This window comes from Roseobacter cerffii, from assembly GCF_054226325.1.
In genome coordinates, this window is record NZ_CM135757.1 from 307283 (window position 1) to 331458 (window position 24176).

At 60.4% G+C, this 24176-nt stretch carries 21 protein-coding genes; 14 read left to right on the forward strand and 7 right to left on the reverse strand.

All coding sequences use genetic code 11. The features are described from left to right. The first annotated feature begins 127 nt into the window (after nucleotides 1-127). From ACVC7O_RS01495 to ACVC7O_RS01515, 5 genes are all read left to right on the forward strand, one after another. A complete protein-coding gene (locus tag ACVC7O_RS01495) occupies nucleotides 128-1549 on the forward strand; it encodes a hypothetical protein (RefSeq protein ID WP_458324343.1) in 1422 nt (473 codons plus the stop codon). A gap of 158 nt (nucleotides 1550-1707) precedes the next feature. Further along, a complete protein-coding gene (locus ACVC7O_RS01500) occupies nucleotides 1708-1980 on the forward strand; it encodes a hypothetical protein (protein WP_458324344.1) in 273 nt (90 codons plus the stop codon). Continuing rightward, nucleotides 1981-3057, forward strand: coding sequence for a glycosyltransferase (locus tag ACVC7O_RS01505; RefSeq protein WP_458324345.1), 1077 nt, complete (start codon nucleotides 1981-1983; stop codon nucleotides 3055-3057). Beyond that, nucleotides 3054-5117, forward strand: coding sequence for a glycosyltransferase (locus tag ACVC7O_RS01510; RefSeq protein WP_458324346.1), 2064 nt, complete (start codon nucleotides 3054-3056; stop codon nucleotides 5115-5117). The genes ACVC7O_RS01505 and ACVC7O_RS01510 overlap by 4 nt, the downstream gene beginning before the upstream one ends. Next, on the forward strand, nucleotides 5114-5548 hold the full coding sequence (locus tag ACVC7O_RS01515) for a hypothetical protein (protein WP_458324347.1): 435 nt from the start codon (nucleotides 5114-5116) through the stop codon (nucleotides 5546-5548). The genes ACVC7O_RS01510 and ACVC7O_RS01515 overlap by 4 nt, the downstream gene beginning before the upstream one ends. Before the next feature lie 60 nt (nucleotides 5549-5608). On the opposite strand, the gene ACVC7O_RS01520 is transcribed toward ACVC7O_RS01515, so the two are convergent. Further along, nucleotides 5609-6646 (reverse strand): LacI family DNA-binding transcriptional regulator, encoded by a 1038-nt coding sequence (locus tag ACVC7O_RS01520; RefSeq protein WP_458324348.1) that lies wholly within the window; start codon nucleotides 6644-6646, stop codon nucleotides 5609-5611. A gap of 113 nt (nucleotides 6647-6759) precedes the next feature. Between ACVC7O_RS01520 and ACVC7O_RS01525 the strand changes: the two genes are divergently transcribed. The 6 genes from ACVC7O_RS01525 (at nucleotide 6760) to ACVC7O_RS01550 (ending at nucleotide 13580) form a co-directional block, all read left to right on the forward strand. Beyond that, complete coding sequence (locus tag ACVC7O_RS01525) at nucleotides 6760-8286, forward strand: sugar ABC transporter ATP-binding protein (RefSeq protein ID WP_458324349.1); 1527 nt, start codon at nucleotides 6760-6762, stop codon at nucleotides 8284-8286. Beyond that, nucleotides 8273-9295 carry an ABC transporter permease gene (locus tag ACVC7O_RS01530; protein ID WP_458324350.1) on the forward strand — a complete coding sequence of 341 codons (1023 nt, stop codon included), beginning with the start codon at nucleotides 8273-8275 and terminating at the stop codon, nucleotides 9293-9295. Before ACVC7O_RS01525 ends, ACVC7O_RS01530 begins: the two co-directional genes overlap by 14 nt. A gap of 26 nt (nucleotides 9296-9321) precedes the next feature. Beyond that, nucleotides 9322-10362: a substrate-binding domain-containing protein gene (locus ACVC7O_RS01535; RefSeq protein ID WP_458324351.1), complete on the forward strand. Its 1041-nt coding sequence runs from the start codon at nucleotides 9322-9324 to the stop codon at nucleotides 10360-10362. Between the two features lie 110 nt (nucleotides 10363-10472). Beyond that, entirely contained in the window at nucleotides 10473-11231 is a 759-nt protein-coding gene (locus ACVC7O_RS01540; RefSeq protein WP_458324352.1) for an ATP-binding cassette domain-containing protein, read from the forward strand. Then, complete coding sequence (locus ACVC7O_RS01545; protein WP_458324353.1) at nucleotides 11228-12355, forward strand: ABC transporter permease; 1128 nt, start codon at nucleotides 11228-11230, stop codon at nucleotides 12353-12355. The genes ACVC7O_RS01540 and ACVC7O_RS01545 overlap by 4 nt, the downstream gene beginning before the upstream one ends. 76 nt (nucleotides 12356-12431) lie before the next feature. After that, a complete protein-coding gene (locus tag ACVC7O_RS01550) occupies nucleotides 12432-13580 on the forward strand; it encodes a substrate-binding domain-containing protein (protein ID WP_458324354.1) in 1149 nt (382 codons plus the stop codon). Nucleotides 13581-13641: 61 nt separating this feature from the next. Here the strand turns inward: ACVC7O_RS01550 and ACVC7O_RS01555 are convergent, their stop codons facing one another. Continuing rightward, nucleotides 13642-14271 carry a helix-turn-helix transcriptional regulator gene (locus ACVC7O_RS01555; protein WP_458324355.1) on the reverse strand — a complete coding sequence of 210 codons (630 nt, stop codon included), beginning with the start codon at nucleotides 14269-14271 and terminating at the stop codon, nucleotides 13642-13644. A gap of 39 nt (nucleotides 14272-14310) precedes the next feature. Beyond that, nucleotides 14311-15282, reverse strand: coding sequence for a pyridoxal-phosphate dependent enzyme (locus ACVC7O_RS01560; RefSeq protein ID WP_458324356.1), 972 nt, complete (start codon nucleotides 15280-15282; stop codon nucleotides 14311-14313). A 238-nt stretch (nucleotides 15283-15520) separates the two neighbouring features. Here ACVC7O_RS01560 and ACVC7O_RS01565 point away from each other — a divergent pair, with 238 nt between their 5' ends. Then, on the forward strand, nucleotides 15521-17065 hold the full coding sequence (locus ACVC7O_RS01565; protein ID WP_458324357.1) for an acyl--CoA ligase: 1545 nt from the start codon (nucleotides 15521-15523) through the stop codon (nucleotides 17063-17065). Further along, a complete protein-coding gene (locus ACVC7O_RS01570) occupies nucleotides 17062-18039 on the forward strand; it encodes a 2-dehydropantoate 2-reductase (RefSeq protein ID WP_458324358.1) in 978 nt (325 codons plus the stop codon). The genes ACVC7O_RS01565 and ACVC7O_RS01570 overlap by 4 nt, the downstream gene beginning before the upstream one ends. 2 nt (nucleotides 18040-18041) lie before the next feature. Here the strand turns inward: ACVC7O_RS01570 and ACVC7O_RS01575 are convergent, their stop codons facing one another. From ACVC7O_RS01575 to ACVC7O_RS01590, 4 genes are all read right to left on the reverse strand, one after another. Then, on the reverse strand, nucleotides 18042-19547 hold the full coding sequence (locus tag ACVC7O_RS01575; RefSeq protein ID WP_458324359.1) for a tripartite tricarboxylate transporter permease: 1506 nt from the start codon (nucleotides 19545-19547) through the stop codon (nucleotides 18042-18044). Nucleotides 19548-19584: 37 nt separating this feature from the next. Beyond that, nucleotides 19585-20088, reverse strand: coding sequence for a tripartite tricarboxylate transporter TctB family protein (locus ACVC7O_RS01580; RefSeq protein ID WP_458324360.1), 504 nt, complete (start codon nucleotides 20086-20088; stop codon nucleotides 19585-19587). A gap of 43 nt (nucleotides 20089-20131) precedes the next feature. Beyond that, the gene (locus tag ACVC7O_RS01585; RefSeq protein WP_458324361.1) at nucleotides 20132-21103 is read right to left on the reverse strand and encodes a Bug family tripartite tricarboxylate transporter substrate binding protein; all 972 of its coding nucleotides are present in this window, start codon (nucleotides 21101-21103) and stop codon (nucleotides 20132-20134) included. Between the two features lie 126 nt (nucleotides 21104-21229). Next, entirely contained in the window at nucleotides 21230-22084 is an 855-nt protein-coding gene (locus ACVC7O_RS01590; RefSeq protein ID WP_458324362.1) for a universal stress protein, read from the reverse strand. A 219-nt stretch (nucleotides 22085-22303) separates the two neighbouring features. On the opposite strand from ACVC7O_RS01590, the gene ACVC7O_RS01595 reads away from it, so the two are divergent. Next, nucleotides 22304-24160, forward strand: a complete 1857-nt coding sequence (locus ACVC7O_RS01595; RefSeq protein WP_458326137.1) for an SLC13 family permease — start codon at nucleotides 22304-22306, stop codon at nucleotides 24158-24160. Nucleotides 24161-24176: the final 16 nt, after the last annotated feature.

Below are 24176 nucleotides of genomic sequence, written 5' to 3' on the forward strand. Positions count from 1 at the left end.
CAAAGTCCTCGCAGCGAAGGGCCCCGCCCGCAAGAAGCCATCTGCCAAACGTCCCGTCTTTCGGCCTGACCCGCCCGGAGCGGAAGGGTTTGCCCAAGTACATGCTGCGCTGAACGCGTCGGAGGTGATGCCGAAAGTGTCGATGGATACCGTGAATCCATCGCAGGCGATCGCGCCGGAGCCGACCGAAATCGCGCAGACGGAAGGCTCCCAAGTCAAGCGGGGGCTCTATGTCCCGCAGACAGCTCTGATCGCCTTTGCCTGCTTCTTCGGTCTCGGCTTTGGTGTGATCCTGAGCTTGGGGGCCGTTGTGGGCCTAGGTTGGGTGTCCGTCTCTGATTGGCGCGGTTCAACTGGGACGGCGATACAGCAGGTGGGAGAGACATCACCCGCGATCTCGCAAGTGGCGCCGACGGCGCCGGATGTGAGCGCAAGCGAAGTCGTTCCGGCGCCTGCCGAAATCGCTTCTACGGTCTCTAAGCCCGAGGTTGCATCCGTTTCCTCCGCCCCAGCTTTGAGGATCGCAGAAGGCCGCGATGCCACCTTGAGCGCCGTGATGTCGCCTGGCCCCCAGGTCGATGCAACCAGTGCCGTAATCAGCTTTACGCCTTCGCCCCAGGCGGCACCAATTGCGATCCCCGTCGCCTTCAGCCCGCTGCAGCGAGAGATCACCGATGCTACGGTGCTAGCCGATCCCCAGCAGCGCCAGGATGTGCCGCCCGCTCTGCCTGATCGCAGCACCATCGTGGCGCCGCAGGTGTCGGTTTCATTGCGAGCACCCGAAGCGGAGGCCGCACCTGTCAATTTGCCTGGTTGGTCAGGCAAGAAACCACAAACGCAGTTTGCGAAAACCCTGTTTGACGTGGGCAGTGATGTCGTCCCGACCGTTGCCGAACAGGCCCCGCGCAAACCCAGCTTTGATGTTGTAGTCTTGGCCAGTTTGAGCTCCTCTGAATATGAGGTGCCAACCCCCTCCAAGCTGGGATCGCTGACTTTAGCACCGCGCATTGGACCGCGCGGTACTGCGCTTGTGTTGCCCGAAAAAGCACACGGCCTGCCCGCGGTTGGTGGCCCGGTTGTTCGCCCGAAAACTCTGGCGGCGCAGTTGGGTGCAGCGGGCGAAGACATTGAGCGGATCGCCCTTTTCACATACGCGCCGTCCAGTGTGACAAAAGATGTTTTGGATCAGAAACTCAGTGATCTCAAAACCACCGGCTTCCCGCTCGCCGAAACCAGTCGGGTCAATTTCAAGGTCTCAAAAACACATATTCGGTACTATACGGCCGCTGACGAAACCGTGGCGCGTGCTATCGCGGAAACGGTAGGTGGCACGGCCCGCGACTTCACGCGCGAGAAGATAACGTCACCCTCCGGGCGGATCGAAATCTGGATGGCTGGCACCCGTGTCGGCGCACCGCCGAGGGCAAAACCCAGGGTTTCGACCGCGCAACGCCGCCAAGCCGTGCAGACGCAGCAGCAGGCCCGCGCCCGGACGCAGCTGAAAAGCAGGCTGGTTGATAGTTTGAAGCGCAAAGAGTATCTGCGTTAACAGTTATTAACCAAGATTTGCTTTGCGATTGACAGATGTGATACCTAATTCTGGCGGCCGCGAATTGGCAGCTGTTTTGACGACAAGCGTTTTGCTTAAAGCGATTTTTGTTCTGGGTTTTTGACGTGCCGAATAATCGACTTCTGGCTGTTGTGACGATGCTCATCTTAGTGGGCTCATCTGGCAGCGCACAGGACGATATCTCGCTCCAGGAACTACAAGCCATCGAAAGCCTGATCTCGGGCAAGGACTGGCGCGCGCTCTACACCTATGTCGTTGCCAACCCCAAGTTCACAGCGGGGAATGATCCTCTCGCTGTCGAGTTGCGGTCCTTTGTCGATGACGCCAAGCGCGGATTTCTGAATACCTTTGATGCAGACCCTGACCGGACCAGCGGGCCCGAGGAGCAGGCGCGTACCAGCATCTATTAGATGAGGGGATCAACCCATCCTGTGAAATCGGCCTTCAAGATTGCCTATATTGTCGATCCGCGGTTCCGTGGTGGCACGTCGTCTGCGGTAGCAGCCGAGCTCGAAGTGGTGTGCCGATTTGCAAAGGTCGAGGTCTATGCGCTGTCCACGGCCATGTTCTCCGGGCAGGTGGTCGCGCCGCGGTTGTCCAAGACTTTGGCGCGGCTGAATATCCCTTTGGTCTGGGATCCGACTGAAATCAGCGCCGATCTTGTGATCTTTCACAATCCGTCGTGTCTGAAGTTCCAGTCGCATCTCGGCACCAGAATTCTCGCGCACCATCTGATCGTCGTGACACATGAGAATTTTCTCAGACCGGGTGGAGCAGAGGGCTTCGATGTCGCCAAATGTCTTGATCAGATCGCGCGGTCTTCAGTCAGCGTCTACCGCACGCTTGCACCCATCTCGGCTTGGAACCGGCAAACGGTCGCGGACTGGCTGTCTGATCGGCGACTGGCCCAGCCTTGGGGCGTTTTGGAATGGGATTGGTTCAATATCTGTGCCTTTGATTTCATGCCGCCCAGTGATGCGCCCGCTGACCGGCGGGGGCGGCATTCGAGACCGGGCTTTGAGAAGTTTCCCGACGAAGCGACGATGCACAGATGCTTTCCCAAGACAGCGCAGAGCAATGTGATCTTAGGCGCGGACGGGTTTTTGCAGGCTGGAACTGTCCCCGAACACTGGCGCGCCCTTCCGTTTGGGGCCATGGCCGTATCCGACTACTTCGACGAGATTGATTTCCTCGTCTACTTCACCGCACCCACGTGGCGTGAGAGTTTTGGTCGCGTTCTGGCTGAAGCGGTCGCCGCAGGAAAGATCGCAATCACGGATCCTGACACCGCAAAAACCTTTGACGGCGCTGTCATTGCGGCCCCGCCAGAAGAGGTGGATGCGCTCATCGCGACATATATCAGAGAACCGGCGCGCTATGTCGCAGATGTGCGGGCAGCGCAGCAGGCTCTGCGCCGCTTTTCCCCAGAGAGTTTCGCCGCGCGTTTCGCCGGACTGGTCACGGATTATATGCGAGCCACCGCATGATCCTTCTGTGCAGCGGACAGGTTTCGGCCAAACACTTCGACGCGCTTTTGCTTTTTGCGGCACAGCTGGAGAGCCTTGGCCACGATATTGCGATCCATCCCGCCAGCCTTCCAGAAGACATCCTGAAGCAGCAAAAGTATGAGCTCGCCCCGTGGTTGGCGGATGAAGAAGATATCACGGCTGAAACGATCCTGGTGATCGGCTCAGAGGTGATTGCGGATGAGTGCCAACACTTCCTGCGGTCGCTGAACTGTGGCGCGGACATCCCGATTTGGGCACTGGGTCATTTCCAGACGCATCAGGATGAGATCAGCGCAAGAAACAAGATCGCTTACGCCACCGGGAGGGAGCCGGAGGTTCTGAACCTCGTAGGGCCGCAGCGCCCGCTTCTGATCGAAGATCAGGTTACACCGCTGGCCACACCGTTGCGTTCGGAGCCGGATCAGCACAGCGGACGCACAACGCGGCTTCTCGTCTTCGTCCCTGCCGACGACCTCGAAGACAGCGACACGCTGACGAGACTTGCCGAACTCAGCTATAGCCCGGAGATCGAGCTTCATGTGCTGACCAACGCCAAGGGCAAGGATCTGATCCGGCGGTCAAGACATGGCATGCTCTCGGTGATCGGATATGTTGAGCTGCCACCCGCACAGATCATTAATTATGCGGATGTGATCGCGTTCTTCGGCGCCAATGTCCCAGGCGAACGCATGGCGGCCTTGGCACTTCTGGCCATGGGGGCAGGCAAGGTGGTGATCGATTGCACTGAATCTGCCAGCTTCGCCGCGACGGGCGCGCCGGTCCTGAAGGGGCCGGGTCAGGTTGCGACCCTGCAGGGTTATCTAAGTGACGTGGTGCTGAAGAACCGAATCGAGATCGGGCGCCGCATTCTGAGTAGCAGCTGGTTGGCGCAGTTTGATGCCGCCACGCTGGCGCGCGAGCTTGAGCTCACACCTCCTGCCGCAAAGCCTGTCCCGTCGCAGCCACAGACCGTGTTTTTCCCGACAAACGGAAATGGGCTTGGACATGCGCAGCGCTGTGCCCTCATCGCCGAGGCGATGGGGGATAGCGTTGACCGTCGATTTGCTGCCTTCCCGAGCTGCGTCGGCCTGCTGGAAAACCGCGGCTTTGGCTGCGTGCCAATGATATCTCGCAGCGTTGAACACGAAGAGGACTTTGCCGCTGATCTGGTAAACTATCTGCGCCTGCGCAACGTGCTGAGGCGGGGGGATCGGTTTGTCTTTGACGGTGGTTATGTTTTCGATTCCGTCTATCGCACCATTTCAGACCTCCAGATTGCCGCAGTCTGGATCAGGCGCGGGCTCTGGCGTCCCGGGCAAATCAACCCGACCGCCCTAGAGCGTGAGCGCGCGTTTTCACGGATCATCGTTCCGCAGGAAGCCTTTCCGGAGTTGAATACCGACTACTCCGCCGGATCGCATGTGAGCAACGTCGGGCCCATTGTGCGTCAAGGTCGCCTGAGCCAGGATGAAATTGCTGATCTGCGCGACCGATTGGGCCGCCATTTCGACAAGACCTTCGATACGCTGGTTGTAACCATGCTCGGCGGCGGTGTCGCGTCAGAACGCACGGCCCAGACCCAGCGGCTGTGTAGCCTTCTGGAACAAAGGGCGGACTGCCTTCATCTCGTCGTTGCCTGGCCCAATGCCATGGTCGCCGACGGGCTCTTTGGTTGGCAGAACAGCCGCGTGGTGCGGACGGACCATACCCTTGATCTCTGTCAGGCCGCTGATCTGACCGTGTCGGCGGTCGGATACAATTCCTACCACGAAATCCTATATGCGGGTGTGCCCGCAATCTTCATCCCGCAGTCGGCGCCATTCCTTGATGATCAGGAACGGCGGGCGCGTGCGGCGGTAGAACGTGGTTTGGCGGCTCTGGTGCTCGACGATGAACTCTTGATGCTGGAGCGCGAGGTAAGCGCGTTTCTAGATGGCGCAAAGGCCGATGAGCTTAGGGCGGCGCTCCGCGACGCGGCTCTGCCACACCCGGGCAATCGAGACGCGGCGCATCTGATTGAGGCGGAGGGGTGCTCATGATTCTCGAACAGGACTATCCGCGCATTCTTGCAAATGTGTCTCCGCACGCCCCGCATGATCTCGATCATGCACTCTTCGGTGTGCCGACCCGAGCAGATAGCCTTGGGGTAGGTCCGGACATGCGGCCACCAGCGACGGGGCTATGGACGCTCTCGGATGCGCACATCTCTCGTGTCGGCATTCGGATCACAGCGCCCGTTGAGCGCCCCGCGTTTGTGGCCTCTCGGCTCGCCGCTATTGCCATTGAGCGGCAAGTGCTGCCCATTTTCCTCAGCCACATCGCGCCCAGCGATATGTTGCGCTTCGGGTTTCGGGTCGAGCATGTGTCCGGCGCCACAGAGGCCGCGCGCGCGGTCTGTGAGGAGCAGATCAGGCGGTTTTGGAAGATTGCCATGATTGTCGATGCCGCTGACGTCGAAAAGCTCGGATAAGGTCGCGCCTGTGGCTCAGAGTTCGCCATGAAAATACGCATCGCGTTTTTCCTGGCCGCGCTAACCTGTGTGAGCCGACTTGACCGTTGAGCCTGGGATCAATCGGAATCCGATGTCGCGGCAGGGGGCAACCGGCTCGTCCGACAGCCGTGCCAGCATCATCTCGGCGGCGACCTGTCCCAACTTGAGGTGTGGCACATGCACCGATGTGAGCCGACGCCGCATGACCGCCGCAATTGGCAAGTCGCCCCACCCGGCAATACCGATGTCGTGAGGCACCCGCATGCCTTTCGCTTCGCAGAACTGCAGACCGCCAAAGGCCATTGAGTCGTTCTGATAGTAAATGCACTCGATCCCCCGAGCCGAGCCGAGCAGCTGTTCAGTGCCGTAGTAGCCCGGATAGTAGGTCGCCGTGTCATGCAGACAAAGCTGCCGCGCAACGGTGCCGCTGCTGCCTTCCACCGCTTTGCAAAAGCCGTCGAGCCGTGCAGAGGCGGCATTGGCTGTGTCATGCGAGGTGCCGACATATCCGATCTTGCGGTAGCCTTGTCCGACGATGAAGCGACCCATCTCAAAGCCGCTGTCAAAGTGGTTGATGCCGACGCTCATATCCATGGGACTGGAGTTGAGGTCCCATATCTCGACAATTGGCACATTCGCGTTGCGCAGCATTTCGAGTGACCGTTTGGAATGGTAACGGCCGGTCAGGATAAGACCCGCGGGTTGCCAGGAGAGCACGGTCCGGATCCAGTTCTCTTCCTCGCGCAACGTGTGCTGCGTCAGCCCGAGGACTGATTGGTGGCCAAATGCCCCCAGTTTTCTGTCGATGCCTTCTAGCACCTGCGCAAAGACTTCATTGCCCAGCTCCGGGATCGACACGCCGACGAAGGTGGATGTCTTGTCGCCTGCGAAAACGGTTGCGAGCCGATTCGGCAGATAGCCAAGCGCATCCACTTTCTCCATGACATTTGCGCGGGTTTTCTCCGAATAGCCGCCTTCTCCGCGCAAAACCCGGCTGGCCGTCATCTTCGAGACACCCGCCGCGCGCGCCACCTCGGACAGGCTTACCTTGTTGGTTTTACTTTTCTTTTCGCTCATGCAGGTCGGTTTACGTTACGGGTAACTTAAGGCTTGACAGATTTCAGAGTTACGACAAGCATTAGCGCAACGTTACGGGTAACTCAACCGCTCGGGCGTGGGAGGAGCTTAAGATGCAGAACCTGCAATCGGGTCTGTTCTTTGATGGTATCGACAAGCACTTCGGTGGCACATACGCGCTGAAGGACGTGTCGCTCTCCGTTGGGCGTGGCGAGATTGTCGCGCTGCTCGGCGAAAATGGTGCGGGCAAATCCACTCTGATCAAGGTGCTCGGTGGCATCCATACGCCTGATGCGGGGCGTGTGCTGATCGACGGCGAGCCCTACCAGCACCGGCCTGCGGGTTTTGGCGAGCGGCAGAAGGTGGCTTTCATTCACCAGGACCTCGGCCTCATTGAGTGGATGACGGTGGCCGAAAACATCGCGCTGGCGCTGGGGTTCTCAAAACGCAACGGTATGATCCGCTGGGGCGAAGTGGAGCGGTTCGCGACCGAGGCCCTGAAGAAAGTTGATTGCGACTTCGAGCCCACCACGCGGGTTGAGAACCTCAGCCGCACCGAGAAATCGCTGGTCGCCATCGCCCGTGCGCTTGCTGTGGACAGTGAGTTTCTCGTGCTGGACGAGCCGACTGCCTCCTTGCCCGCCGACGAGGTCGGGCGCCTCTTCGCCGCGATCCGCCCATTAAGAGACCGGGGCGTTGGCATGATCTACGTCAGCCATCGGCTTGACGAAATCTTCGAGATTGCAGATCGCGTTGCGGTTCTGCGCGACGGCGAGATGGTTGGGGTCCGCAGCATCGACCACACGACGCCCGAGGAGCTTGTCCAAAAGATCGTGGGTCGAAAGACCCGTGAGACTGTCCGTGCCGAAGACGCACCGGGCCGGGAGATACTGGCGCTCGAGAATTTTCAAGTGGGCAGTGTCGGCCCGCTCGGTTTCAAGCTCCGTCAGAACGAGATCGTTGGCCTTGTGGGCCTGCGCGGGGCCGGTCATGAGGCGATCTCGCGCGCTCTTTTCGGGCTAATGCCGTTTTCGGGGAAGGTCACGCTGAATGGGGCAGAGCCCACGCTGTCCACGCCGCAGGCGGCGATGGGTTCGGGCATCGGCCTCGTCGCGAAGGACCGCACCGAGGAATCCGTGGCCATGAGCCTCTCGATCCGCGAGAATACCTTTCTCAACCCAGACGGCATCGGGCGTCGGCTGCTCAATATGCTGGCCCCTCGGACCGAGGCGGAACAGGCTGCGATCATCGGAGCCGAATTGGGCCTCTCGCCAAACGACCCCGACCTCGCCATCGAGGCGCTGTCGGGCGGCAACCAGCAGAAGGTGGTGCTGGGGCGTTGGCTGGCCACCAAACGTACGCTCCTGCTCTGTGAAGACCCCACTGCCGGTGTCGATGTTGGCGCGAAGTCCGAGATCTATGCGCTCCTTAATCGGGCTTTGGCGGATGGCGTTGGTATTCTCGTGATCTCCACGGACTTCGAAGAGATCGCAACCATTTGTCACCGCGCCGTGGTGTTCAGCCAGGGTGCCATCGTTGATGAGCTCTCGGGCACCCGCCTGAGTACCGAAAATCTGATCCAGTCGGCATCGGCTGGGAACATGACCAAGACAAAGGACACGCCCCATGCAATCGCTTGACTCGAACGCGCTGGAGCCGACCAAGGCCGAGCTGCGCGGGCTGTCCTTCGGCAAGCGGCTGATGCGGTTTTTGCCGGTCTACGGGCTGGTGATCCTGACCGTTTTCCTGATCGGGCTGTTCTCGGTGCTGCTGCCCAACACCTTTCCGACAATGCTCAACCTGCGCGCCATTGTCAGCGACAAAGCGATCATCGCCTTGCTGAGCCTTGGCGCAATGATCCCGATGGCGGCAGGCCGGATCGACCTGACGGTGGGGTACGGTATAGTCCTGTGGCACATCCTCGCCATCAGCCTGCAAACCATGCTCGGCCTGCCATGGCCGATTGCCGTGGCGGTTGTCCTGCTGTTGGGCGCGCTGACCGGGTTTTTCAACGGTCTTCTGGTCGAGGTGGCCAAGATCGACAGTTTCATTGCCACACTTGGCACGGGCACCGTGCTCTACGCCTTGGCGCTGTGGCACACAGGCGGTCGGCAGATGGTTGGCGTGCTGCCCGATGGCTTCTACGCGCTGAACAACACCTTTGTCTTTGGGCTTCCGATCACGGGCTACTACCTGCTTGGCATCACCATCGTGATGTGGCTCGTGCTCGAATACACGCCCGTGGGCCGGTATCTCTATGCGATCGGTGCCAACCAACGGGCAGCACAGCTGAACGGCATTCCCACCCGCAAATACGTGATCGGCGCCTTTGTTGCGTCCGGCACGATGACCGCGCTCGCCGGTGTCCTGCTGGCGGCGAAGCTGCGCATCGGGCAGGCGAGCGTGGGGCTTGAGTTCCTGTTGCCCGCGCTTGTGGGCGCGTTCCTGGGCTCCACCACGATCAAGCCGGGCCGCGTGAACGTTTGGGGCACCATTGTCGGTGTTGCGATCCTGGCCGTGGGAATTTCCGGCATCCAGCAATTCGGTGGTTCGTTCTGGGTCGAGCCACTTTTCAACGGCGTAACACTGCTGATCGCCATTGGCATCGCGGGTTACGCGCAGCGCCGCAAGGGTGCTGAGAAGCGCTGAATCAACTGACTTTAAGGGAGGAAACCATGAAGAAGAGAACATTTCTAGCGGCGCTGGCCGCGACAACGATGCTGACCGCCGCGCCGGTCCTGGCCGCTGACTGGGATGGCCCGACCACCGGGCCAGCCGCAGCTGAAGGCAAGTCCATTGTCGTGGTTGCTGGCGATCTGAAGAACGGTGGCATCCTCGGTGTCACCGAAGGCGTCGAGGAAGCTGCCGCGAAGATCGGTTGGGACGTGCGCGTTCTGGACGGTGCGGGTTCGATCCAGGGCCGTACCGGTGCGATCGGCCAGGCAATGGCGTTGCAGCCGGACGGGATCATCATCAACGGCTTCGACGCTGTTGAACAGCAGGCTGCGCTCGAAGGTGTCGTGACTGCGAATATCCCAATGGTCGCTTGGCACTCCGGCCCTAAGATCGGCTGCGATGCGCCAGGTGGCATCTTCGCCAATGTCTCGACCGATGCGATGACCGTCTCCGAAGTGGCAGCCGAGTGGGCGCTGGAAGATGGCGGCAAGGACATCGGCGTGGTGATCTTCACCGACAGCACCTACCAGATCGCCATCGACAAGGCAGACCGTCTGAAAGAGACCGTCGAAGCCGCAGGTGGGACCGTGCTGGAGTATGTCGATACTCCGATCGCCGACACCTCCAGCCGTATGGGGCCGCTGACCACCAGCCTGCTGCAGAAGTATGGTGAGAGCTGGACGCATGCTCTGGCGATCAATGATCTCTACTTCGACTTCATGGGCCCATCACTGGCCGCAGCCGGTCTGGCGCCGGACAAGGGACCGCAAGCTGGCTCTGCTGGAGATGGCTCGGAAGCTGCGTTCCAGCGCATCCGCTCGGGCGGTTATCAGGCGGTGACCGTGGCCGAGCCGCTGAACTTGCAAGGTTGGCAGTTGGTCGATGAGCTCAACCGCGCGATCCAGGGGGAGCCTTGCTCGGGCTATGTGACCTCACCCGCGCTGGTGACCGCTGAAGGTCTGGAGAAGCTGGGCGACAGCAACGCCTTCGACCCCGATATCCCCTATCGCGCCTCCTACGCCGAGATTTGGGGCAAGTAAGCTCCAACTCCCAGGGGGTCTCTGCGTCATGCGGAGGCCCCGCCATCTCACTCAGCGGTGACACGCGCGCCCCACCAGCGCAGTCACCCTTCGCGAAGGAGACATCTCCCGTGTCTGATCCTCTTGTTTCTATGCGCGGCATCAGCAAGCGCTTCGGCGGGGTAACAGCCCTGCAAGACGTGAACCTCGCCGCCTATGCCGGCGAAGTGCTGGCCATCGTCGGCGACAACGGGGCTGGCAAGTCGACCCTGATCAAGGTTCTCACAGGTGTCTACCAACCGACCGAAGGGGATATCTATATCGACGGCGAAAAGGTGGAGTTCTCCAACCACGCCGACGCCGCGAAAGCTGGGATTGATGCTGTCTATCAAACACTTGCACTGGCCGATCACCTTGATCCGGCTGCGAACATGTTTCTGGGCAATGAGCTGACCAAGAAGGTGTTCGGCATCACCGTGCTCGACAACAAGAAGATGCGGTCCGAAACCGAACGTGTTCTGATGGAGCGTCTGGGCGTGCGTCTGAAATCGCTGGATGCGCCGACTGACAGCCTGTCGGGCGGACAACGGCAGGCGGTGGCCATCGCACGTGCCGTCTATCACGAGGGCCTGCGGGTGCTGGTGATGGACGAACCGACTGCCGCTCTGGGTCCGCAGGAAACTGCGCGAACCCTGAAGCTGATCAAGGCGCTGAAAGCTCAAGGTCTTGCCGTAATCCTGATCAGCCACTCGCTGGATGATGTGTTCGAAGTGGCGGACCGGGTGCATGTGCAGCGCCGCGGTCAATGTGTGGGTGTGGCGCTCACATCTGAAAGCTCGACCCAGGAAGTGCTGGGCATGATCGTTGGTGCCAAGGAGGACGCCGCATGAACACCGCAGTTGCGACAACTGAGAAGGCACCGCTGACCGAACGGTTAGAGCCCTACATGGCGGTCATTGCGCCGATGGCGATGATTTTCGCCATCTTCCTGTTCATGGCTGTGGCATCGCCCGAGCGATTTTACCGGATCAGCAACTTGGAGCTGATCCTGCAGGACGCCGCCCTTTACATGCCGATGGCGATGGCGATGACCTTCGTCATCACCCAGCGCGGGATTGACCTGTCGGTCGGCTCGGTGGCTGTTCTGTCGGCGATCATCATGGCCTTTCTGGTCAAACAGTTTGGCTTTTCGATCTATGTGGGTATTCCGATTGCGCTGACCATCGGAGCGCTCCTGGGCTTGATCAACGGTCTGGTCATCACCCGCTTTAACGTCCCCGATCTGATCGGAACGCTCGCAATGGACCTTGTCTATAAAGGTCTGGCGCTTTTGCTGGCCAAGGGCCTGGTTCTGGCGCGCTTCCCTGATGTGCTCACCGAAATGGGCCGCGGGCAGACACCCTTCTTCATCCCAACACCTGCAGTCATCGGGATGCTGACCATGGTGGCGGGCTACTACATCCTGCAACGCACCCATTTCGGCCGGTACACGGTGGCCATCGGTTCCAACCCGGAAGCGGCGGAGCTGACCGGCATCGGTGTGAAACGCCACAAGGTCTATGCCTATGTGCTCTGCGGGGCCTGTGCCGCGCTGGCGGGTCTCATGCTGACCGGGAAACAGAATGCCATTCAGGCGACCATGGCGCCCTTCTTCAACCTGCACGTCATCGCGGCGGTGGTTGTGGGCGGCACATCTCTCTTCGGAGGGCGTGCGTCGATCATCGGCTCGTTTTCGGGTGTTCTCTTGCTGGCCATGATGCTCAACGCGCTGGTGACGCTGCGGATCGAGTTCTTCTGGCAGCCGGTGGCCTCAGGCTTTGTGATCATCAGCTCGGTCGCGCTCTATGCCTGGATCCAGAAGAAGGACCGCGATGGTGCGGGCGGCTGGTTCTCGGATCTCAAGACAGCGGAAGGTCAGAAACTGCTGCGCTTTTCCGCGCTGCTGATCGGCACCCTGATTGCCTTGCTGGCAATCGGAGGCGTCTTTGCCGGAGACCCCGCACCCAGCGGGTAACGGCACAACGAGGTGCGTCACGGGGACAAGGCAAATGTCACCCACACCACACATTTTCCAAATGGGAGGAAACCAAATGAAATTCATGACAACAACAGCATTGGTGGCGTCGGTTGCCATCGGCTCCGTTGCATTGGCCGATGGCCACGCGACCTTGCCGCTGAAGGAACTGCCTGACATCGCGGAACGTGACTACTGGGTGCCCGAAGAGGTGAACGCCGAGGGCAAGCTGGAAGCCATGCAGGCCGTCGTCGGCGGCGAAGCGGTGAAGTTCACCGGCACGCAGGACGCACCGGTCCAGATCGCGCTGATCTACCCGTCGTCCGACACGTCGGACTTCTGGGCGCGTAACTATCTGGCGATGACCAAGCGTCTCGACCAACTCGGCGTCCAGTATGAAACGACCGAGTTCGCATCCCGTCAGATCGAGCATTCGCTGCAAACGACCTATGCCAACCAGGTCGTTCTGGACAAAGACATTTACGACTATGTGATCTTTGGCCCGTCTGAATTGGCCATTCAGGCCGACAACATTTCGAAACTGGCCGCCGAAACCGATGATTTGACCACCTATGTCTGGGCGTTCCACACGCCGTTGAAGGAGCTTGAGCACCAGCCCGCGGCTTGGTTTGACTTCTCGTCGGCGGCGGGTGCCCTGACCATGTGCGATTACATGATCGGGCGTCTGGGCGAGGGTGTGATCATGGCGATGAACCGCGGTATCCCCGGCATCACCGACAACCAGCGGTCTGGTGATTTCAAGGCGTGCGTCGAGGAAAAAGCCGGCTGGACCACTGTCTATGAACACTACGGCGAGTATCAGCGCGAGGGGGGCTTTGCCGGTACATCGCTGATCCTGCAGTCCTACCCGGAAGCCACTATCATTCACAACGCCAATACTGCGATGGCGATGGGCTCGGTCGAGGCGCAGGTTTCGGTTGGTAAAGAAAAGGATATCTTCTCCACTGGCTGGGGCGGCACGGGCCTTGAGCTTGAAGCGATCCGCCGCGGCGAGCTTGATGCCACGCCCATGCGCATGGGCGATGACGTGGGCGCGGCAACAGCAGAGGCGATCAAGGCCGATCTGGAGGGGCGAGCGCACGAATTGCCATTTGTCTTCCTTGGCCGGATCACTGTGGCGCATGACGAGATGAGCCTCGAAGAGATCGACGCGCTGGAGCAGGAAGCGTTCCGCTTCTCAGGCGTCGGCGCGTTGTCGCGATAACGAATTGTGGGGGCGACGCCTCGGCGGATGCCCCCATACAGGCGCCAGATGGTGAGAGCGGCTACGGCGCCGACGAACCGGACCGTGGGTTCGCGCCGGCGAGCTGCTTTAGGTCCTGATAGACCGTCGCCCGGCTGACACCCAAGGCACGCGCCACAGCCTGTGCTGCGCGTTTTCGGTCGAACGTGCCTTGTTGCGCCAGTTCGGAAATCAGCTGTTTGCGGGGCTCTGGCTGCAGGTCTTTCAGCAGCAAACCATTTCTCGCGCACCAGGTGGCGACAAAGCGGTGCAACTCTTCCAGCCAATCGGTCGCAAGTGGATGCGCGGCCTCTGACGCGGGAATGGAGGTGAGCGCGGCCAGCACAGCCTTCGCCCCCTCAAACTGCGACACATCCATATTGATGCATAATAAGGCATCGGCGGTGCCGTCCGGGTCTCGCAACACCACGCTGATGGATTTGATCGCGCGCCCGTCCGGCATGGTTTTGCGATAGGGTCCGTGGACGTCCTCCGCCCAGTTTTCGATGCCCAGCTCTTCCAGGTAAGACGGATCGCCGACCAAGCGGCCAGATTGTGTTCCTTCGACACAGGTGACGGTCCCGGAGCTCAGATCATGTACGATGACTTCGCAAAACGGGGCGAAGAGTTCGACAAGCGCCCGCGCGATGCCGCTAACGTCCCGACGTGCCATGGCAGGCCTCCTCCGGAGTTGTTCTAGATGGCCAAAGTGTCATGATCGGTCATCAATCACGGGCAGGATGACATCCTTGTCGAAGTTTGCCCCGCACAAGACGACTGCGCTGTTCAGCCCCGCGAAACGAGCCGGGTCTGCCCGCCATGGTGCAAGCGCCATCCCCGCTGAGCCTTCGACCAGCATCTTCTCCTCCCAGGCGATCGACCGCACACCATCCGCAATCTGATCTTCCGAACAGGTGATGAGCTCATCGACGACCTCGCCTGCCAAGGCCAATGTGACCGTCCCGTCGTCGATTCCTCCGGCGCAGCCATCGGCGAGTGTGATGTCGTGTGCCACCTCGATCACCCGGCCCGCGCGGATGCTCGCGTCGAGCGCTGCCGAATTGGCCGTGCTCACCCCGATCACCCTGGTCTGCGGCGAAAACGCCTTCAGCACGGAGCCAATGCCCGAGATCAGCCCGCCGCCACCTATTGAAATGAAAACAACGTCGAGCTTGGGCACCTGTCGCAGCAGCTCCAGCCCAATGGTGCCCTGACCCGCAATGACCGTCTCATCGTTGTAGGGAGAGACATAGATCTTGCCTTCGGTCTTAGCCAGAGCGCGCGCGTGCTGTTCGGCTAGGCCTGAGTCGTCCGAGTGCAATATGGTTTCGACACCCAGCGCTTCGATCTTGTTGAGCTTCTCGCGCGCAACCGTTTCGGGCAGCACGACCGTCAGCTCATGGCCCGTGATCTTCGCCGCCGTGCTCAGCGCCAGCCCGTGATTGCCCGAGGAGGCAGTGATGATCGGGGTGTCGGTGCTCAGGGACGTCAGTTTTGATAGGGCGCCGCGGAATTTGAACGACCCGGTGCGCTGCAGATTTTCTGCCTTGAAGAGCAGTTGCGTGCCGTCATCAAGGGACCGGCGTGATGGGATGCAGGGTGTCTCGCTCAGAAATGGGGCGATCCGCCGCTGCGCGGATACGGAGAAGGCAGCCTGGCGGAGAACAGCGGCAGAAGCGGTCATGGTTTCTTCCTTGATCAGGTCGGGCGGACACTCGGTGCGGTGACCGGTTTCCATAAGAAATAGATTTAATGTCCAGAATCACTCTAAATGTCTAGAATTGAGATAAAGCGCTGCGCAGAGCGTGCTTCCTTAAACCGCGGCCTTTGCCCATCCTCTTGTTGTCCGATCCTTGCTTGTCTATTGCGATCAATCTGTATCAAGCTATGTCCAAGCAGACGGCGATTTTGGGAGGACTACCGTGCCGGAAACCATCAGCGATCTCATCTCGGACCATCCGGGCACGGCCCCGGCGCTTGGGGCGCCCGACCGCGAATGGCTCACATATGACGGTCTGCGACAGTTGTCGGACACCGTGCGCGGGTCGCTCGACGCCGCGGGCATTGGCGCGGGCGACAGGGTGGCGATTGTGCTGCACAACGGGCCCGAAATGGCCGCTGCGTTCTTCACTATCGCGCAGGCCGCCGTTACTGCGCCGCTTAACCCGGCCTATCGGGAAGAGGAATTCTCTTTCTATCTGGAGGATCTGAACGCCAAGGCGTTGGTACTCCTTGAGGGAGACGACGGCCCTGCCTTTGCCGCCGCGCAGAAGCTTGGCATTGCGGTTCTGCGGCTGGAGAAGGACGACGCCGCCCCTGCGGGCAGTTTCCACCTCGAAGCCGAAGGCACCGCTGCTGCGGGAGTTGACTCAAAGCCCGATGTCGCCGATGTGGCTCTGATCCTGCACACCTCGGGTACGACCTCCCGGCCCAAGATCGTCCCGCTTTTGCAATCGAATGTCGCGGCCTCGGCGCGCAACATCGCGGCGTCGTTGAACCTTACACCGGAGGATCGGTGCCTCAATGTGATGCCACTTTTTCACATTCACGGGCTGGTGGCGGCGGTCTCGGCCACGTTTGCCGCTGGTGGGCAAGTCTGGTGCGCACCGGGATTTGACGCTTTGAAATTCTTCGGGTGGGTCCGCGATGCTGACCCCACCTGGTACACGGCGGTGCCAACCATGCACCAGGCGATCCTGTCACGCGCGGGCCGCAATACCGATGTGATCGAGAATGCGCGGCTGCGCTTCCTGCGCTCGTCTTCTGCGTCACTGCCCGGTCCGGTCATGACCAAACTGGCCGAGACATTCGGTGCGCCGGTGATTGAAGGCTATGGCATGACCGAGGCCGCGCATCAGATGTGTTCCAACCCGCTGCCGCCCGGCGTCCAGAAGCCCGGCGCGGTGGGTCTGCCCGCGGGTCCGGACGTTCGGATTGCGCATGAGGCCGAGGCACATCTGCTTGACGGTGATGCGGTGGGTGAGGTCGTGATCTCGGGCCCCAATGTCACGCCGGGATATGAGAACAACCCGACCGCTAATGCCGGGGCCTTTTTCGAGGCGGAGGGCAAGCGGTGGTTCCGGACCGGCGACCAGGGCGCATTCGATCCTGATGGGTATCTTGCGCTCACCGGTCGGTTGAAGGAGATCATCAACCGGGGGGGTGAGAAGGTCAGCCCCTTGGAGGTGGACGATGTTCTCTCCGCCCACCCGGATGTTGCCCAGGCGCTGACCTTTGCCGTGCCGCACCCAAAACTGGGCGAGGAGGTTGCTGCCGCCATAGTGCTGCGCGAAGGGGCCGAGACAGGTGACCGGGCAATCCGCGATTTCGCCGCCGAGCGGTTGGCGGATTTCAAGGTGCCGCGCAAGGTGGTGATCCTCGACGAGATCCCGAAGGGCGCAACGGGCAAGCTGCAGCGGATCGGGCTCGCTGAGAAACTCGGACTGGTCAAAGAAGCGGTATCATGAAGATCTGCATATTTGGAGCGGGCGCCATTGGCGGATACATGGGTGCAAAACTCGCACAGGCGGGCGCCGATGTGAGCCTCGTGGCGCGCGGTCCGCACCTGGCGGCGATGCAGGCAAATGGGCTGACCCTGATCGAGGAGAGCGAGCAGACGACCGTGCCCGTTACCGTCTCGGAGGACCCGAATGATCTCGGCCCGCAGGACTATGTAATCGTGACGCTCAAGGCGCATTCGGTGCCGCCTGTGGTCGACAAGATGCAGCCGCTCATTGGGCCGGAGACCACCATCGTCTCGGGAGTGAACGGCGTGCCTTGGTGGTACTTTCACAAGATCGGTGGGCCGCTGGAAGGCACGCGCCTGGCGAGCGTTGATCCCGGCGATGCGCAGTGGAATGGCTTCGGGCCGGACCGCGTTTTGGGCTGTGTGGTCTATCCGGCGGCCGAGGTGAGTGAGCCCGGCGTCGTCAAGCACATCGAAGGCAATCGCTTTTCTTTAGGCGAGCCGGATGGATCGAAGTCCGACCGGGCGATGGCGCTTTCCAAAGCGCTGAGCGCGGCGGGTCTAAAAGCTCCGGTCCGCCCCAAGCTGCGCGACGAGATTTGGGTCAAGCTCTGGGGCAACCTCTCGTTCAATCCGATCTCGGCGCTGACTCACGCGACGCTCGATGTGCTCTGCACCGACCCCGACACGCGCACGGTGGCGCTGAACATGATGCTCGAAGCGCAGGAGATCGCCGAGAAGCTTGGCGTGAAGTTCCCCATCGACGTAGATCGTCGCATTCAGGGCGGTGCAGATGTGGGCGCGCATCGGACCTCGATGCTGCAGGACCTCGACGCCGGGCGCCCGATGGAGATCGACGCTTTGGTAGGCTCTGTGCAGGAGCTCGGGCGCGTGACTGACACACCGACGCCCACAATTGATACAGTCTTGGGGCTGATCAAGCTGCGGGGTCGGGTCGCCGGGCTTTACACCTGAGCCTATGCGGTCTTTCGACCTCGGCGCAGCATCTTGAATGCGGGCAGGAAGATCAGGATCAAGGCAACAATCGTGATCGGCCCCGCGATGGGCCGCGTGAAGAAGATCGACGGATCGCCCGAGGACAACAGCAGCGATTGCCGCAACGTTGGCTCGGCGATGGGCCCGAGCACGATGGCCAGAACGGCGGGGGCCAGCGGGTAGTCGAACTTCCGCAGGAAGAAGGCTCCGATCCCGAAGATCACCATGAGCCAGATGTCGAACATGTCCCGCGTCGCCGCATAGCCGCCGACAATGGACAGCACGAAGATCATCGGGGCGAGCACCGTGAAGGGCATACGCAGCATCCAGATGAAGAGCGGGATGAAGGCCAGGTTGATCAGTACCGCGGCGGCATTCGACACGTAGAACGATCCGATGAGCCCCCAGACGAACTCTTGTTCATCGATGAAGAGCCGTGGTCCAGGCGTCAGCCCCCAGATCACCATACCCCCGAGCAGAATGGCGGTGGTCGGCGAGCCTGGGATGCCCAGCGTCAGCATCGGCAACATCGACCCTGTGGACGCAGAGTTGTTGGCGGCCTCAGGCGCGGCGACGCCATCCGGGTTGCCCTGGCCGAAGGTCTCGGGTTTGCGCGAGATCATCTTGGCGACGCCATAGGACATCAACGAGCCCGGCGTCGCACCAGCGGCGGGAAGCACCCCGACGAAGAAGCCGAGGAAGGAGCCGACAAAGGTCCCCTTCCAGCCGCGTTTCGTGGCCTCCTTGGCATCCGAGGCCATGCCCTTCACGGTCATCTTGGGGGTGGTCTTGGTGACCTCACCCCGCGACTGTTCGATGGTCCAAAGCATCTCGCCAATGCCATACACTCCGATGGCCAGGACCAGAAAGCCGATGCCCTGCAGGAAGCCGTTCATCTCGAAAAGGACTAAACGCGGGGCGCCGGAGATTTGATCAAAGCCGACGGACCCAAGGACCAGCCCGAAACAGATGGAGAAGATCGTCTTTGGAATATCGTCACCGCCTAGGCCCACGAAGGTGGCGAAGGCGAGCAACATGAGTGCAAAGACCTCGGGCGGCCCGAAGGACAGTGCAACTGATGCGAGCGCCGGTGCAAAGAGCGTGAACAGCATGTTCGCGACCGTGCCACCGATGAAGGAGGCCAACGCCGCTGTCACCAGTGCGAGGCTGGCGCGCCCCTGTTTGGCGAGCGGTCGTCCATCAAAGGTTGTCGCGACGGCCGTGGAGGCGCCGGGAATGCCAAGGGTGACCGATGAGATCGCACCACCGTACATGGCCCCATAGTAGATCGCCGCGAGGAAGATGATCGCCGACCCGGGAGGGACCAGGAAGGTCACCGGCAGCAGGATTGCCACGCCGTTCACCGATCCCAGACCCGGCATCGCGCCGATCAGCAGGCCCACGCTGACTCCTATGACGATCATGGTGAGGTTCAGCGGCTGCAGGGCAAGCAGCATGCCGTCAGCAAGAAGCGCGAGGATGTCCATAGTCAGCCGGAGTCCTTACCAAATCGATGCGGGGTTCTCAGTAGATGATCTCGTAGAGAACGTTGAAGACGGGGTCGGTGAAGGGCATCCCGCTAGGCATCGTGATCCGCATGGCACCTTCGAAGAAAAAGAAAAACGCGAGCGGCGTGATCAACGCGAGCGACAGGCTGAGGCCCCAGCCGTGCCGACCCAGGTACTTCACGTAATAGAGCAGAAACACCGCAACGGCACCGTACATCGAGATGATGTTGACCAGTGCCACGAAGACCACGATGCCGCCGCCCACGAGGATGAGCATCCGCCATCCATGTGCGTCCAGAACCGGCTCTGATGATTGGGACGGCGGGCTGGTGCCCCGCCACCAGTTGATCGCGATCATCACGCAGCAGAGCAGCATGATCGCCGACAACCAGAAGGGCCACGCGCCCCCACCCGGACCTCGCCCAGCGATGTATCCGATCGGAAGCTCCGTGCTCTTCCACATCAGATAGATCGAGAAAAGGGCCAGAATGCCCGCGGTTACGACCTCACCGATACGCATCTGGCCCTCATCTTTTTGTCTTCGCGGTCAATGCCCGGCGGTTTTACTCGCCGAGTGCTGCCAGCAGTTTCTTGTGGTTCTCAACCTGCAGGCCCCAGTAGTCCTGTTGCGCAGCAGCATCCATCCAAAGCGGGGAGAGGCTTTCGGATTCCAGATACCCCTGCCACTCCTCACTTTCGAAGATCTGAGTGAAGATATCCTGATAATAGGCCGCGGCCTCATCCGACATGCCTGGCGCGCCGACAACAGCCCGCTGGTTGTAGTATGAGAAGTCGTGACCTTTTTCCTTGATGGTGGGCACATCCGGATAGGCTGGCATGCGTTCGTCCGAGAAGGCAAGCAGCGGCACGAAGTCACCCGCTTCATAAAAGCCCTTGGCTTCGGCGGGGTTGTTCACGGTGGCCATGATCTGCTTGCCCGCGAGGTCCTTGGCCACGGCACCGCCGCCATCATAGGGGATGTACTTGATGTCGAGATCATAGGCGTCGGACATATAGGCAATCACGATAGAATCCTCCTGGCCTGCCCCGGTGCCACCCATTACGAACTCGCCATTCATGGACTTTACTTCCTCGACATACTCCTCGAACGTCGTGATCCCGGAGTCCTTGTGCATCCACAAAACGAATGGATCGACGCCCATCATTGCGATTGGCGTGAACGTTTGAATGTCGATGCCGAGATTGGCTTGCCGGAGCGGCGTCGTGAAGAAAGAGTTCAGTGTCACCAGGATCGTGTGATCGGGATCATTGGTGCCACTGACATGGATCAGCGCTTCGGCGCCTGAGCCGCCACCCTTGTTGTTGGGCACCAGCGGTCGATTTGTCAGGTCCTTCTTCTCCGCAACTGACTGAATGAACCGTGCGATCTGATCCGCGCCACCGCCAGGGCCCGCCATGATGGTGAAGTCAATCGGTTTTCGCGGCTGCCAACCGTCTGCGAAGGCAAATCCCGGTGCCGCGACCATCAAACTGGCCGCCAGACCCCCCAAAAGATGACGTTTTGTAAATCTCATATCAGCTCCTCCAATCCTGTCTTATGGGCATGGGTCGCATTGCCAAAGCCCGTCCGCGCTACTGGTGAAAGGGTAACTATCTTGCGTGAAGATGATTTCAACTATTATTTTATTGCTGCGCGAAACTCAATGTGCCAGCCCAACGGGAATGTCGGCGTCATCCACAACTGCTTGGGTGTTTCCGCCAAAGAGTGTCTCGCGTTCGTGGCTGGTGCTGTAGGCTCCCATCACCAGAAGGCCGGCGCCGACGTCCTTCGCGTGGTCGAGCAGCGCGACTCCCGGCGACTCGGCGTCAAAGCGGCGAACATCGGCAGATATGCCGCGTAATTTGTAGTAGTCGACCAGTTCTTCCGCCGTTGCGCCATGCGGTTCTCCGCGACCACCCGCGAGGATGATAACCGACCCTGCTGAAGCCACGAGGTCGAGCGTCAGAGCCACCGCACGCGATGCTTCGAGCGAGCCGTTCCATGCCACGGCGATCCGGTCACAGAAGTCCGCTGGTACCGTGCCACCGGTCGGGCACATCAGCACCGGGCGACCGGTCTGGAACAGGCCGGATTTAAGCGAGTTTGTCCCCACGTTGCTGTCGCGGTCTGGCTTGGCTACGACGATGAGGTCGGCCAGACGTCCGTTGTGTTTGATCACATCGGCCATACGACCGTGCTCTTCCACGAACTCCACAGTTGTGCTGTTGTCCGCCGCCGCTGCAGTCTCATCCAGACCGAGCTTCTGTGCGAGTTCATGCAGCTCTTCTCGAAGGCTCTGTTCCTGTTGATCGGCCAACTCCTGCGCCTGCTTCAGCATGGTCTTGCGAGCGAAAGACGGCATGGGAACGCCATAGGGCATCAGGTCTTCCGCCCGGGCCCGACAATGGGCCACGACGATATGCGCATTGTGTTTTCGCGCAAGTGTGGCCGCGTGACCGAGAACGGTTTCGACCAGCCCGTCACCCCGCACAGGAACCAGGATTTTCCTCAACATCGTGCATGCCCTCCGGTCAGATCATCCCGATCGTTGCATTCTCTGCGCGCTCAGTACGGTGGCGTATGTTAGTGACCGCAATGATCGCTCAGGCCGATAACATAGGCCATTGATCGAAAAAAGATACTGGCCCGACAGTTTATTGCGCAAACCGCTGTTCGAATGGTAACAAAAGGCAAGGGGAGAAGAGCAGTGGAACCCATAAGTCTTACTTTTGAGATGTCAGTGGTGCTTGGCCTGCTGGCATTTACAGTCTTTTTGTTTGTGTCCGAAATCGTTCGCATAGATCTGGCCGCGATCATGGTGATGGTCCTGCTGGGTCTGCTGAGCCAGATTCCTGCGCTCAATTCGTTGGCGGACGTCAGCCGTCTTTTCGATGGGCTCGCCTCCAATGCGGTGGTCTCGATCATTGCGGTGATGATCATCGGCGCGGGTCTCGACAAGACCGGGCTGATGAGCAAAGTCGCCTCGGTGATCCTGAAACATGGGGGCAAAACCGAGACGCGGATTATCCCGATCATTTCAGGCACGGTCGGGGTGATCTCATCGTTTATGCAGAACGTCGGTGCTGCCGCACTTTTTCTCCCGGTTGTCAGCCGGATCTCGGTGCGCACCGAACTGCCGCTCAGCCGGTTGCTGATGCCGATGGGGTTCTGCGCCATTCTCGGTGGAACGATGACGATGGTGGGGTCGTCACCGCTGATCCTGCTCAATGATCTGCTGCTCAGCGCAAATGCCGGGCTGCCCGCAGATCAGCAGATGACGCCCTTCGGGCTCTTCTCGGTCACCCCGGTCGGCATTTCACTGGTGATTACCGGCATTCTCTATTTCGTGGTATTTGGCCGGTGGGTCTTGCCATCGGGGCGCAAGGAAGGCGACGCAACAAGCGGGACCTCGCTGAAAGAGTACCTCAAGAGCATCTATGGTCTGAAGACCGATATTTTCGAGATCAGTATCCCCGCCGGGCATGACTGCGTGGGAGAGACATTCGACGATGTGATGCAGCGCTATCACATCTACATCATCGGCAGCGCCTATCAGGGCAAACGCTGGTTTGCGCCGGTGATCCAGACCCAGATCACCGCGCCTTGCCGGATTGCGGTTTTGGGGCGCAAGAAAGTGATCGACCAGATGGTGGTCGAAGGTGGCTACATTCTGCATCCACAGCTCGACGTCTTTGCCGAGGACTACGCGCCTACCAAATCCGGTGTGGCCGAGATGGTTGTTCCGCCCGGGTCGTCAGTGATCGGCAAATGCGCCCATGATCTGGTCTTTCGCAAGACCTACGGGGCCAGCCTGCTCGCCATCCACCGCGATGAAGAGACCATGAGCTATGTCGAAACCGAGGACCATGCGCCCACCGCCGTGGGCGAGGTGCCGTTCCATGCCGGTGACACGCTGGTGATCCACAGCACTTGGGAAGCGCTCACGCGGCTGACGCGTGATCGGGACTTCGTGGTGGTGACCACCGATTTCCCGCAGGAGGAGCTGCGCCCGAAGAAAGTTGGCTGGGCGCTCGTTTTCTTTCTTATTTCGATCTCGCTCATCCTCTTTACCGATCTGCGCCTGTCGTTGTGTCTCTTGACGGGTGCGGTCGGCATGATCTTGACCGGCGTGCTTGACATCGATGATGCCTACGCAGCTGTCAGTTGGAGCACCGTCTTCTTGTTGGCCAGTCTGATCCCGCTGGGCCAGGCGGTGCAGACGACGGGGACGGCGGAATGGATTGCGCAGCAGATACTGGCGCTGCTGAATGGATGGCCCTTATGGTCATTGCAGGCGGGGGTCGCCGTGCTGGCCACCGCCTTCACGCTGATCATGTCGAATGTGGGGGCCACGGTGCTTCTGGTGCCTCTGGCGGTGTCGATTGCCGTTGCCGCGGGTGGCGATCCGGCGATCTTTGCGCTGACCGTGGCGATCTCGACATCGAACTCATTTCTAATCCCGACGCACCAAGTGAACGCGCTTATCATGGGCCCGGCAGGCTACAAAGTGACGGATTTCATGAAAAGCGGCGGGGTCATGACGATCCTATTCCTGATCGTTTCCCTGCTCATGATGAACTTGGTCTTTTGAAGACGTGCCGCCAGAC